The sequence below is a fragment of the Sinorhizobium sp. CB7 genome, assembly GCF_041357635.1.
GTDB lineage: Bacteria > Pseudomonadota > Alphaproteobacteria > Rhizobiales > Rhizobiaceae > Rhizobium.
Genome location: NZ_JAULLL010000020.1, coordinates 1 through 12,009 on the forward strand (window position 1 = coordinate 1; position 12,009 = coordinate 12,009).

At 62.8% G+C, this 12,009-nt stretch carries 14 protein-coding genes; 11 read left to right on the forward strand and 3 right to left on the reverse strand.

Translation table 11 applies throughout. The annotated features are described in order from the left end of the window. Nucleotides 1–141: 141 nt before the first annotated feature. Nucleotides 142–1,035, reverse strand: a complete 894-nt coding sequence (locus AAE029_RS28970) for a LysR family transcriptional regulator (protein WP_371076372.1) — start codon at nucleotides 1,033–1,035, stop codon at nucleotides 142–144. 150 nt (nucleotides 1,036–1,185) lie between these two features. On the opposite strand from AAE029_RS28970, the gene AAE029_RS28975 reads away from it, so the two are divergent. The 7 genes from AAE029_RS28975 to AAE029_RS29005 all read left to right on the forward strand — a co-directional run bounded on the left by AAE029_RS28975 (nucleotide 1,186) and on the right by AAE029_RS29005 (nucleotide 6,905). Further along, nucleotides 1,186–2,376: an arabinose transporter gene (locus AAE029_RS28975; protein ID WP_371076373.1), complete on the forward strand. Its 1,191-nt coding sequence runs from the start codon at nucleotides 1,186–1,188 to the stop codon at nucleotides 2,374–2,376. 124 nt (nucleotides 2,377–2,500) lie between these two features. Beyond that, nucleotides 2,501–2,899: a cupin domain-containing protein gene (locus AAE029_RS28980; RefSeq protein ID WP_371076374.1), complete on the forward strand. Its 399-nt coding sequence runs from the start codon at nucleotides 2,501–2,503 to the stop codon at nucleotides 2,897–2,899. Nucleotides 2,900–2,912: 13 nt separating this feature from the next. Then, on the forward strand, nucleotides 2,913–3,365 hold the full coding sequence (locus AAE029_RS28985) for a cupin domain-containing protein (protein ID WP_371076375.1): 453 nt from the start codon (nucleotides 2,913–2,915) through the stop codon (nucleotides 3,363–3,365). A 24-nt stretch (nucleotides 3,366–3,389) separates the two neighbouring features. Continuing rightward, the gene (locus AAE029_RS28990) at nucleotides 3,390–3,623 is read left to right on the forward strand and encodes a tautomerase family protein (protein ID WP_371076376.1); all 234 of its coding nucleotides are present in this window, start codon (nucleotides 3,390–3,392) and stop codon (nucleotides 3,621–3,623) included. A 61-nt stretch (nucleotides 3,624–3,684) separates the two neighbouring features. Next, nucleotides 3,685–4,065: a DUF2255 family protein gene (locus tag AAE029_RS28995; protein ID WP_371076377.1), complete on the forward strand. Its 381-nt coding sequence runs from the start codon at nucleotides 3,685–3,687 to the stop codon at nucleotides 4,063–4,065. Between the two features lie 73 nt (nucleotides 4,066–4,138). Then, entirely contained in the window at nucleotides 4,139–5,122 is a 984-nt protein-coding gene (locus tag AAE029_RS29000) for an aldo/keto reductase (RefSeq protein ID WP_371076378.1), read from the forward strand. A gap of 559 nt (nucleotides 5,123–5,681) precedes the next feature. After that, nucleotides 5,682–6,905 (forward strand): cytochrome P450, encoded by a 1,224-nt coding sequence (locus AAE029_RS29005; protein WP_371076379.1) that lies wholly within the window; start codon nucleotides 5,682–5,684, stop codon nucleotides 6,903–6,905. A gap of 43 nt (nucleotides 6,906–6,948) precedes the next feature. Here the strand turns inward: AAE029_RS29005 and cml are convergent, their stop codons facing one another. Together cml and AAE029_RS29015 are read right to left on the reverse strand one after the other, a co-directional pair. Further along, nucleotides 6,949–8,148 (reverse strand): CmlA/FloR family chloramphenicol efflux MFS transporter, encoded by a 1,200-nt coding sequence (gene cml, locus AAE029_RS29010; protein WP_371076380.1) that lies wholly within the window; start codon nucleotides 8,146–8,148, stop codon nucleotides 6,949–6,951. A gap of 582 nt (nucleotides 8,149–8,730) precedes the next feature. Then, nucleotides 8,731–9,246 carry a DUF6428 family protein gene (locus AAE029_RS29015; protein WP_371076381.1) on the reverse strand — a complete coding sequence of 172 codons (516 nt, stop codon included), beginning with the start codon at nucleotides 9,244–9,246 and terminating at the stop codon, nucleotides 8,731–8,733. Between the two features lie 42 nt (nucleotides 9,247–9,288). Here AAE029_RS29015 and AAE029_RS29020 point away from each other — a divergent pair, with 42 nt between their 5' ends. Genes AAE029_RS29020 through arsK form a run of 4 tightly spaced genes read left to right on the forward strand, consistent with a single transcriptional unit; the run spans nucleotide 9,289 to nucleotide 12,005 of the window. After that, nucleotides 9,289–9,639: an ArsR/SmtB family transcription factor gene (locus AAE029_RS29020; RefSeq protein ID WP_371076382.1), complete on the forward strand. Its 351-nt coding sequence runs from the start codon at nucleotides 9,289–9,291 to the stop codon at nucleotides 9,637–9,639. Beyond that, nucleotides 9,636–10,370 carry an aquaporin gene (locus tag AAE029_RS29025; RefSeq protein ID WP_371076383.1) on the forward strand — a complete coding sequence of 245 codons (735 nt, stop codon included), beginning with the start codon at nucleotides 9,636–9,638 and terminating at the stop codon, nucleotides 10,368–10,370. Before AAE029_RS29020 ends, AAE029_RS29025 begins: the two co-directional genes overlap by 4 nt. Further along, a complete protein-coding gene (gene arsC, locus AAE029_RS29030; RefSeq protein WP_371076384.1) occupies nucleotides 10,367–10,795 on the forward strand; it encodes an arsenate reductase (glutaredoxin) in 429 nt (142 codons plus the stop codon). The genes AAE029_RS29025 and arsC overlap by 4 nt, the downstream gene beginning before the upstream one ends. Then, on the forward strand, nucleotides 10,770–12,005 hold the full coding sequence (gene arsK, locus AAE029_RS29035; RefSeq protein WP_371076385.1) for an arsenite efflux MFS transporter ArsK: 1,236 nt from the start codon (nucleotides 10,770–10,772) through the stop codon (nucleotides 12,003–12,005). The genes arsC and arsK overlap by 26 nt, the downstream gene beginning before the upstream one ends. The last annotated feature ends 4 nt before the right edge of the window (nucleotides 12,006–12,009 follow it).

Sequence of the window (12,009 nt, forward strand, 5' to 3'; positions counted from 1 at the left end):
CGAGCAAAAAATCAGGTACCGCGAAAGCCCCTCATCCGCCCTTCGGGCACCTTCTTCCCGCAGGCGGGGCGAAGGGGGAGTCGCACCCTCCGTCGTCCCTCACGGCGGTGTTGATCCGCCGCCGCTTGGCTGACAGCCGCCTCACCCTCTGTAGCGCAATGCATCGAGCACGACCGCGAAGGCGGAGGACGGTTGGCGGCGGCTTGGGTAATAGAGGTGATAGCCAGTCCAGAGCGGGCACCAGTCTTCAAGGACCCTGACAAGACGCCCCGCCTCCACATGCGTCCGCGCGAGATCTTCCGGCATGAATCCCAGTCCGTAACCGTCGAGCGCGGCGGCAAGGACCTGGTTAATGCCGTTGAAGGTCGTCTGGCCGTCGACCCGCACCCGGATCTCCTGGCTGTCCTTCTCGAATTCCCAGACATAGTTCCCGCCATGGGTCGGAAGCCGCAGGTTGATGCATTGATGGCCCGTCAGATCGTGGGGGACCCTCGGCCTCTGCCGTCCTTCGAAATAGGCCGGAGAACCGACGACGGCGAAAGCCAGGTCGGGAGCAATGCGCACTGCGATCATCCCGCTTGCGACCGTCTGGCCCAGCCTGACGCCGGCGTCGAACCGTTCCGCGACGATATCGGTCAGGCCGTAATCGGTCATGATCTCCACATTGATGTCGGGATAATCTCTCAGCACCTTCGCAAGCTTCGGCCAGATGACGGTGTCGATCGCATAGTCGACTGCCGTGATGCGGATGGTTCCGGCCGGGGTCCCACGCATTTCGGTGACCGCGGCGAGTTCCGCCTCGATCTCCTGAAAGCGCGGGCTTAGTTTTTCGAGAAGGCGTTCTCCCGCGGGCGTCGGGCTGACGCTGCGGGTGGTGCGCGTCAACAGCCGCACACCCATCCTTTCCTCGAGCTGGCGGACGGTATGGCTGAGCGCGGACTGCGAGACCCCGAGCTGGGCGGCTGCTCTCGTGAAGCTCCGTTCCCGCGCAACGGCAAGGAAGAACAGGAGATCGTTGACATTTTCGCGCAGCATTTATGATCAGTCCTCATAAGTCTATGCGCGGTTTATCATATTATCGAAAGAAACGACAGCGCCTAAGCTTTCACATCAGATCACGATATCGCGCGGGTGGATGCCTGCTCCGCCGGTCGCACAAATATTCAGCCCGCACGAGTGTCCACGATGTCCGCAAGCTCCTCCACCAATGTCGCAGCACCCTCCGTCGCGGCAGCACTCCTGCCGATCATGACGACGGTGTTCATCGCCTTCCTCATCATCGGTCTCGCTCTTCCCACGCTGCCCCTCCATGTCCACGACGATCTTGGGCTCGGCGGCTTCGCGGTCGGCCTCGTCGCCGGCAGCCAGTTCGCCGCCTCGCTTGTCTCGCGGATATGGGCAGGCGACTTCGCCGACGGACGGGGCGCCAAGCGTGCCGTCGTGATGGGCCTTGCCGCAGCCGCGGTTGCCGGACTGTTCTATCTCGCATCGCTCGCCTTCAAGGACAATCCGCCGCTCTCGGCCTCGATCCTGTTGCTGGGCCGGGCCGTGCTCGGCGGTGCGGAGAGCTTCATCATAACGGGCGCAGTGAGCTGGGGCCTCGCACTCGGCGGAGCGGCCAATACCGGCAAGGTCATCGCATGGATTGGAATGGCGATGTATGCGGCCTTCGCCATCGGCGCGCCGCTTGGCGGTTCGCTCTATGACGCCTATGGATTCCTTGCGATAGCGATAGCAACCGCCGTCGTCCCGCTCATGACGCTCCTGGTCGTCGCGCCGCTGAAGCCGGTTGCGCCGCAGCGCCGCGCCCCCTCCTCGGTCAGAACGGTTCTCGGCGCGATCTGGATGCCCGGCATCGGTCTCGCGATGGCGAGCTTCGGCTTCGGTGCGATGATGACCTTCGCATCGCTGCTGTTCGCCGAGCGCGGATGGGAGCCGGTCTGGCTTGGGGTTTCCGCATTCGCCGTCTCCTTCATCATCGCCCGCATGTTTTTCAGCCATCTCACCGACCGCCTCGGCGGCGCCCGCGTGGCTCTCGCTTGCCTGCTGGTCGAAGCGGCCGGTCTCGCCCTCATCTGGCTCGCGCCATCGGAAGCCATGGCATTGACGGGTGCCATCCTCACGGGTTTCGGCTACTCGCTGGTCTATCCGGGCTTCGGGGTCGAGGCCGTCCGCCGCGCGCCGGCGGAAAGCCGAGGGCTTGCCATGGGAACCTACACGGCCTTCCTGGACCTTGCCCTGGGGCTTGCCAGTCCTGCCCTCGGGCTTCTTGCGGGGCAGGCCGGAACCGGCCGCGTGTTCCTGGTCAGCGCCCTCGTCGTCGTCCTCGCCTCGGCGGTCGCCCTATGGCTGCGCCGGCACCCGGCGTCCGCCTGACATGCGAGAGCCGGAACGATTTATCGCCTCACCTCATAAGTCTATGCGGAGGTTGCCCCCTAATCCCGAACAATCCCTCGCTTAGATTCATCACGATAAAGCCGATCCCGAAAGGAAAACTATCATGGAAATCACGAGAAACGGCTCGAACCCTTCCGGAAAAGGAACATCCGACTGGTTCAGCGGCACGGTGCGCATCGACCCGCTCTTTGCCGCCAACGAGGCGCGGCGCGCTGCCGCAGGCAGCGTGACCTTCGAACCCGGCGCGCGCACCGCCTGGCACACGCATCCCCTCGGCCAGACCCTCATCGTCACAGCGGGCTTCGGCCGCGTGCAGCGCGAAGGCGGCCCTGTCGAGGAGATCCGGCCGGGCGACGTCGTCTGGTTCGAGCCGGGTGAAAAGCACTGGCACGGCGCCTCGCCGACGACAGCCATGACGCACATCGCCATCCAGGAGAATCTCGACGGCAAGGTCGTCGACTGGATGGAGCACGTCACCGACGAACAATACCAGGGAAAATAAGGGCGGGAAGACAATGAAGACGCTCGCTGCAATCCTTGCCCCGTTCGCCCTCCTTGCCGCATCCGCCAATGCCGAGACCATGGAAGTCCGCAAACCTGCCGCTGCGCCGGGCACTGCGGAGAACTTCACCGGCGACGTGCTCGTCGCGCCGCTTTTTTCTCCAGCGCAGCACTCGCAAACGAGCGGCGGCCACGTCACCTTCGAAGCCGGTGCGCGAAGCGCCTGGCACAGCCATCCCGCCGGCCAGACCCTGATCGTGACGTCAGGCACGGGCTGGGTACAGGAGGAAGGCGGAAAGAAGCGGGAGATCCGGCCCGGCGACGTGATCTGGACGCCGCCCGGCGTCATGCATTGGCACGGCGCCACCGACGATAGCGCGATGAGCCATATCGCCATTACCGAGGTCGTGGACGGCAGCAACGTCGAGTGGATGCAGAAGGTCACGGACGCGCAATATCTGGACTGAAATTCGAAACAAGGGACAGCATCGATGCCGCATGTCATCGTGAAGCTTGCCGCAGGCCGGTCGGAGCAGCTGAAGCAGAACCTCGCCGCAGAACTCGCCAAAGCCGTCACATCGACGCTCCATTGTGATGAGGCTTCCGTGTCGGTGGCGATCGAGGACGTCGAAATGACGGACTGGACCGAGAAGGTTTACGTCCCCGACATCAAGGAGAAACCGGAGCTCATCTACAGAAAACCGGGCTACGACCCGCTCAGGTGAACGAGTCGATCTGCACCTTTCCGCGCCTCTGCCGGAAAGCACAACGAAAGGAAAACCGAGGATGGAATGGTCGAGAGATGAACTGGAGAGGATCGCAGGTGCCGACGATCTGCACGTCTCGCCCTTTCGCGAGGACGGACAGACATACGGCACGCCGACATGGATCTGGTCGGTCGCGGTCGATGACGGCCTCTATGTGCGCCCCTACAACGGGCCGGATTCCCGCTGGTACAAGGCCGCAATGCGCGAGAAAGCCGGAAGGATCACCGCCGCCGGCATGACGAGGGACGTCTCCTTCGAGCCGGTGGAAGGGCCAATCAACGACCGGATCGACGACGCCTATCGCGAAAAATACGCCAGCAGCCCCTATCTCGCCCCAATGATCGGCGCTCGCCCGCGCTCAGCCACGGTCAGGATCGTGCCCCGTACCACCAGCGCCTGATCGACTGCCCGCGGCGGCTCGGAATGCCGCGCCGGTCACGGCAAGGATGAGGGCAGTTTCACAAGGAGGATGAATGCAGAAACGCAAGCTCGGACAAGGTCTCGTGGTTTCGGCGCTGTCGCTCGGCGCCATGGGCTATGGAAAGGCCCGTGAACTTCCCGATAGGGCGGAAATGATCAAGCTCATTCGAGTAGCGGTCGAACGCGGAATGGACTTCTTCGATACGGCGGAGACCTATGGTCCGTTCACCAACGAAGACATGGTTGGCGAGGCGCTTGAGCCATTGCGCGACCAGGTCAGGATCGCCACCAAATTCGGCTGGGACATCGATCCCGATACCGGCGTCCATCATGGCGGCGTCAACAGCAAGCCCGACCATATCCGCCGAGCCGTCGAAGGCAGCCTCAAGCGCCTGCGGACCGATCATATCGATCTGCTCTATCAGCACCGGGTCGATCCCGAAGTGCCAATGGAAGATGTGGCCGGTGTCGTGAAGGACCTGATCGCCGAAGGCAAGGTCCGCTGGTTCGGCCTGTCGGAAGCCGGTGCCGGTTCGATCCGGCGTGCCCATGCGGTGCAGCCGGTCGCAGCGCTCCAGAGCGAATATTCTTTATGGACGCGCGAACCGGAGGCCGAAATCATCCCCACACTCGAGGAACTCGGCATCGGCATGGTACCCTTCAGCCCGCTCGGCAAGGGATTCCTCACCGGCAAGATCGATGTCGACACCGCCTTCGACGGATCCGACATGCGCAACAACATTCCGCGCTTTGCTCCGGAAGCGCGCGAAGCGAACCGCAACCTTGTCGACCTTATCCGCGGCATCGGCGAAAGGCACGGTGCGACGCCGGCACAGGTGGCCCTGGCCTGGCTGCTCGCGCAGAAGCCCTGGATCGTCCCGCTCTTCGGCACCCGCAGGTTGGAGCGCTTCGAGGAGAACATCGGCGCGCTCGCAGTCCAGTTGACGCAGGAGGATCTCGCCGAGATCCAATCGGCCGATATCCGGATCGAGGGGGCGCGCTATCCCGACGAGCACATGCGCCGCGTCGGTCTGTAGCGGTTCGGTGCGCCTCTACCCGCACTCCCTGTGCTCGTCACAGGAATCTAGCGGTGGCGCGGGAGAACCGCTTCCTGCGATGTCGTCGCCTTGGCCCGTCGCATTGGAAGTCAGCGCCGTCTAGCGGGAGCCTTTTCGCCGTGCGGACGCCCGGCGGCTGGATCCCTGTGACGAGCACAGGGAAGAGGGAGACTGGGTAGGCTTCCGCGTCAAACAACTACCTATGAAATACTGGAGCCTTAGTACCGGTTCTGTCGTTTCCAAGTTCTCAGCCGGTGATTTGGGTCAGGGAGGCCTCATACTGCCTCTTCCCTGTGCTCGTCACAGGGATCCAGCAGCGCCGTGTCCACGGCGCGGGAGACTCATCTATTGAAACGAATCGAAATCTCTTTCCATTCGGCATCGCCCCTGGCCCATCACTTTGGCCGGTCAGGAATCGATCCAATTCCCGCAAGATTGGCGCTTCGGAAGATTACAGCTGTAGCGTGTCCGCACGCCGCTGACATGCTTCGGCAACACGCCCAACTTTAAAAGGCTTCTCTTTACAACGGAGAGGCTCATGGAAAATTCATCGACTCATCTGCCGGCAGCCGAAGATCTTCCGGTTCTGACAATCGCTGAGGTCGACGCGGACCCCCACGGCGTATTCCGGCACTGGCGCAGGACCCACCCTTTCGTGGCGCATGAGGCAGGCGGCTATATCGTTCTGCGCCACGCCGACGTCACACGGCTGAGCGGCGATCCCCGCCTTCGCTCGACGGAAACCGGCTTCCCGCAATCGCGCGGGATAACGCAAGGCCCGCTGTTCGATATGTTCCAGTACGGCATGCTGACGGCCAATGACGGGGTGCACGCCCGGCGCCGCGCGCCAATGTCGCGAACCTTCGCGGTCCAGATAGTTGACGAATTGCGGCCGCACATCCGGCGGTCCGCCGAGGATCTGATCAATGCATTCTATGACGACGGGCATGCGGAGTTCGTCAGCCAGTTTGCCGCCCATATCCCGGCGCATACGCTTGCCAGCCTTCTCGGCTTGCCGCGCGAGGACATCCCGTCATTCACGCGCCTCGTCTATGACGTAGGCCGGTTCTTCAGCCCGAGCTCGACGCAGGACGATATCCATCCTTGCGAAGCGGCGGCCGAGCAGCTGCAGGATTATGTCGAGAACATACTGCACGAAAGGCGCCGCGCCCCTCGTGGCGATTTCCTCTCGACATTCCTCGCGGAAGCGGACGAAGGGACGAAGCTGTCGGCGCTCGAAATGATCGTCCAGATCATCCAGCTGATCATTGGGGGCACGGAGTCCGTCCGCGCCGCAATCGTGGCGCAGACGGCCGTTCTGCTCCTGCATCGCGACCAATGGAAGGCGGTATGCGGCGATCCCGGACTTATCCCCGCCGCCGTTTCGGAAGCCATGCGCTTCGAGCCCGGCATTGCAGGGATGGTCCGATTTTCGGCCGAGGACATCGACATCGACGGGCTGACCCTTCCCGCCGGGCAGCTCGTCACGCTCTCGACCATGTCGGCTATGCGCGACGAGAACGCCTATAAGCGCCCCGACGAGTTTAATATTCACCGCAGCGACCTGCCGCGGCTGCATCCCGTCTTTGGCGGGGGGGCGCACCGCTGCATCGCCGAAGCCGTGGCGCGGGTCGAGCTGGAGGTGTGTCTGGCCGCGCTGACGGCCCGCATCCCTCACCTGCGCTTGGAAGAAATCCCGGTGTTCAAGGGCCATATCTTCGTGCGCAGCATGAGCTCGATGTGCGTTTCCTGGGACACCTGAAGTTCTCCGGAAAGTCGGGCAAGACACCCGACTTTCCGTTCGATCATGTCCTCACGGGCTTTCGGGAATAAAGCCATCCCCGTGCGACAAGCACGACACTGGCCATGACCGAGGCGTAGATCACAAGCGGCCAGGCGGTGTCGCCCTGCAGCCGGATCACCGCAAGCGTTCCCGCAAGACCGACAATCAGGCTTTGGATGCAGAAATAGATCGCGACCGCCGAACCCGCCATGTCCCCGAAATCTTCGAGCGCGCCGTTGGCAGTCACCGACACCGTGAACACGATCCCGATCGCCATGACCCACACGGGCGCGACGAAGGTCCAGAGCGAGGGGTTGCCGAAGACCTGTCCTATACCGAGGAGTGCTGTCCCCAGGAGCAGCATGACCATGCCGCGCAACAGACTGCCCGCGTTGCCCCAGCGGGCGACAAAGCGCCTGGCGAAGCGCGCCGTCACGATCATCGCGATTGCTGCCGTCGCAAAGGCAAGACTGAATTCCAGCTCCGTATAGCCTGCCCTGTCGATGAGGACGCGGGGCGCGGTGGAGAAGAACACGAAGAACGTCCCCATGGCGGCGCTGAATCCAAGGGTATAGGTCCAGAACGCGAGGCTGCGGAGAATGGGCAGGAACGAGCGCCGTGACAGGGCTGCCGGCGCGGGGCGGGTCTCATGCCATCGCGGCAAAGCATGCAGCGCCGCAAGAAGGGCAAAAGCGCCCAACGAGACGAAGATCGAGCGCCATCCGAACCTCTCCGCAAGCAACGCCCCCGCTATCGGTCCAAGAGCGGGCACGAATGCCAGCATGGAACTGAACAGGCTATAGATGACCACGCTTTCCGCGCGGTCGGCATAGACATCGCGGACCGTTGCGAAGGTGGCCACCATGGCCGCCGATGCCCCGAGCGCTTGCAGGAAGCGAAGGGCGACAAAGGGAATGGCCGCAGATGATGCGGCAAGACCGAACGATGCCGCCGCAAAAAGGAGCGCGCCACCGATCAGGACGGGCCGCCGCCCGATGCGATCGGAGATCGGGCCGAAGATGACCTGGCCGAGGCCGAGCATCACCATGTAGAGGCTCAGCGTGAGCTGAACCACGGCCGGGCTGGTTCCGAGAATGCCGGGCATGGCCGGCACGATGGGGAGATAGATATCCATGGCGAGCGACGCGAGGATATCGAAGGGCGCCATCAGCAACAGCGCTGTTGGCAGGCAATAGGCCCAGACAGGGGCTTTTGAAGACATGGGAAAACATCCGCTCAAATGAGGAACATTTGGCGGCGATCTGCCTGTCAGCTTGGGCTGAGATCGGTTCGACAGACGCCGCAACAACAAAGAAAGCGTTGTTGCGGCTTACTTGTCCGACGACTTTTGGGCTCCCATGCCACGGCTCCGGATCATGCGAAGTTGGAAGAAGGTGTGTTGGTTATCACGTTGTCCCGAGACGGACAATGCTCCTGAGATAGCAGAACCTTTTGCCCCTCTCAGGCGGCCAGTTTCAGCAATCCCATGTAAATAGCGGGCCGGATCGTGGTAACGGGCTCTGAGCGGAAAAACTCCATTCATCGAAAAACGCGAGTCTCCCGCGCCGTGTCCACGGCGCGAATGACTCGCCTTTGCGGTGCCGGCCGGGAAGGTTGCCTGTTACGTCGGTATGAGCCCGCCGTTCTGTTTCGAAGCATGTAGACGTAAATCCTTCATGGTTGCATGAGTGGCGGAGGATTAGGCTTCAGGCAATCGGCATGAGGAGTCTTTTCGCCGTGCGGACGCACGGCGGCTGGATCCCTGTGACGAGCACAGGGAAGAGGGAGGCTGGGGAGATGCCCATCATGAGCAACAGGCGCTTGCTACCTCCGCTTGGCCGCAGCAGGATGCCTTGCGCTTTTCTTCGGCGAGCCAGCGGTCGCGCGGCTTGCAGCTTGCGGGGCGCGGCGCGAGTTCCACATGCATGGCACCGTCCCGCAGGTCCGGAACGGCGGCGGAGTAGAGCTGCATCGGACTGACACCGTCGCTCACCTCGAAGGTCAGCTTTGCGGATCCGTCGAGCTGCACATGCTCCGACACCTTGCGGATGATCGCCGCGAATTTTCCGGCAAGCATATGCGTGCGATCGCCTTCCTCGATATTCCAGAGTTGCACGAAGATTTCCGACCAGGACTCTGGATTGGCACCGCAATCGAGTGCGGCGAACTGCCCGGCCTTGACCTCGGTTACGTGATAGCCGGGCTTCACCGGCCGCCCATCATAATGGAAGACCAGCGGCAGATCCGAAGCACCCGCCAGGGTCTCCAGCAGGAGGCCGAGGCTGATGTCCTGGGAAAGGGTCTTGTCGATCGCATTCATTTGGGCTACTCCTAATTTCAACACTTCAAGGATTATTGAATCATGGACGAACGTCAAGCCCTCGCCTCCTTCGGCGCATTGTCGCAGGAAACCCGCCTGCAGATCGTCCGCATGCTGGTCGTCGCCGGGCCTGACGGCATGGCGGCCGGAACGATCGCAGAAAGGCTGGAGGTTTCGCCCTCGAATGTCTCCTTCCATCTCAAGGAACTCGACCGCGCCGGCCTCATCACCCAACAGCGCGAATCCCGCTCTATCATCTACAGCGCAAACTACGATGCTCTCCGCGGCCTTATCCGCTTCCTGATGGAAGACTGCTGCGCCGGTCATCCCGAAATCTGCGCGCCGGCGGCCGTCGCTGCCTGCTGCGCACCCGAAGCGGAGACGGTGCGATGACCGCCGCCCCTAGCCTGGCGAAGCCGGCCACGGCTGAATTCTCCCCTTCGCGCCGCCTCTGCGCCGAAGCGCTCGGAACCGCCATCTTGGTCGCCACCGTGGTCGGTTCCGGCATCATGGCGACGCGGCTGACCGGCGACACCGCTCTGGCGCTGCTCAGCAACACGCTTCCGACCGGCGCCATTCTCGTCGTGCTGATCACGATCTTTGCGCCCGTCTCAGGTGCTCACTTCAACCCGGCCGTCTCCCTGATCTTCGCCCTGCGCCGCGAGCTGCCAGGTGGCATCGCCCTGGCCTATGGGCTTGCGCAAATCCTCGGCGGGATTGCGGGTACGTTCCTGGCACATGCGATGTTCGAGCTGCCGCTGCTTCAGGTGGCGGCGACAATCCGAACCGGGCCGGGACAATGGCTCGCGGAAGCCACGGCTGCATTCGGCCTTGTCTTCACTATCCTCGCCGGCCTGCGTTTCCGGGCGGACGCGATCCCGTGGCTGGTCGGCCTCTATATCACCGCCGCTTACTGGTTCACGGCCTCCACCTCCTTCGCCAATCCCGCCGTCGCGATTGCTCGCGCGCTGTCTGATACATTTGCAGGCGTCCGGCCGCTCGATCTGCCCGGTTTCATCGTCGCCGAGGTCTTGGGCGCTCTTCTCGCCCTCGCCGTTGCCGGATGGCTGTTGACCGAATCCCGTTCCCCTCAACCCCTCACCAACCAGGAAGGTGCCAGATGACCATCGACGTCACGATCTATCATAATCCCGCCTGCGGCACCTCGCGCAACGCGCTGGCCATGATCCGCAATGCCGGGATCGAACCCACCATCGTCGAATACCTGAAAACCCCTCCGACGCGCGCCGAGCTCGCCAGGATGATTGCGGATGCAGGCTTGAGCGTGCGCCAGGCCATCCGAGAGAAGGGCACGCCCTATGCGGAACTCGGCCTCGACAATCCGGATCTGACGGATGACCAGTTGCTCGATGCCATGCTGAAGGATCCTATCCTCATCAACCGGCCGTTCGTCATAACACCGCTCGGCACGCGCCTGGCACGGCCTTCAGAAGCGGTCCTGGACATTCTGCCGGACAGCCACAAGGGCCCATTCACCAAGGAAGATGGCGAGCAGGTGCTCGATGCCGAAGGCAAGCGCCTTGTCTGAACGGGTGCCGGTCGCAGCCGTTCTGGCGCTCGGCGTCACGCAGATCATCGGGTACGGCACCCTCTACTACAGCTTCAGCATCCTTGCGCCGGACATGGCGCGCGGCTTCAATCGGTCCTCGGAATGGATCTTCGGTGCGCTTTCGGCTGCTCTCCTGATCGGCGGCCTGGCTGCGCCGACGATGGGAAAGTGGGTCGATCGCTTTGGCGCGGGGCGCGTCATGACGGTCGGTTCGGCAATCGCGGCGGCCGCGCTGGCCGCCTGCGCCTTCGCTCCCGGCAAGATTGCCTTCGTTGCCGCATTGATCGCACTCGAAACAGCCTCGAATCTGGTCCAATACGCCGCCGCCTTTGCGTTGCTTGTCCAGATCCGGCCTCGGGTTGCCCAGCGCAGCATTACCTATCTGACCCTGATCGCCGGATTCGCTTCAACCATCTTCTGGCCAATTACGACGGCGCTGCACGCGCACATGTCGTGGCAGAACGTCTACTTGATCTTCGCCGCACTCAACCTTGTGGTCTGCCTTCCCATTCATGCATGGCTGTCGCAAAGTGCCAGCGAAACTCGCAAACGGAGCGGAGACGAAGCGGCAAAACATGTCGCACCCACCCTTCAGCCTTCGGTGCGAACCCCAGCCTTCATCCTGATGGTCATGGGTTTTGCCTTGGAAAGCTTCGTCAACGCCGCGCTCCTCGTGCACATGGTCCCGCTGCTATCCGGACTTGGGCTTGGAGCCATGGCGGTGATGGTTGGCACGCTTTTTGGCCCGTCGCAGGTGCTGAGCCGCTTCATCAACATGGTCTTCGGCGGCGGACTGTCGCAACTGGCACTGGCGCTCATCTCTGCTGTATTGTTGCCGGCGGCCCTGGTCATTCTGATAGTCACCGCCCCGTCGGTGCCAGGCGCCTTGCTATTTGCCGTCGTCTTTGGTCTCGGCTCAGGGCTCACCAGCATCGTGCAGGGAACGTTGCCACTGGTGCTATTTGGAAGTGAGGGCTACGGACGACGACAGGGACGGGTGTTGTCCGTTCGTTTGGTGATCTCGTCTACCGCGCCGTTCGTTCTGGCGTTCATGATGGAAAATATTGGCGCGCTGTGGTCTCTGTCCCTCGCCGCAGGGCTCGGCGCGGTCGCCGTCGCTGCATTCCTCGGCATCATGCGGCTGATGCGCACGTTTGCCCGCACCGAGCCCCTGCTCAGCGGGCAGTGACCCG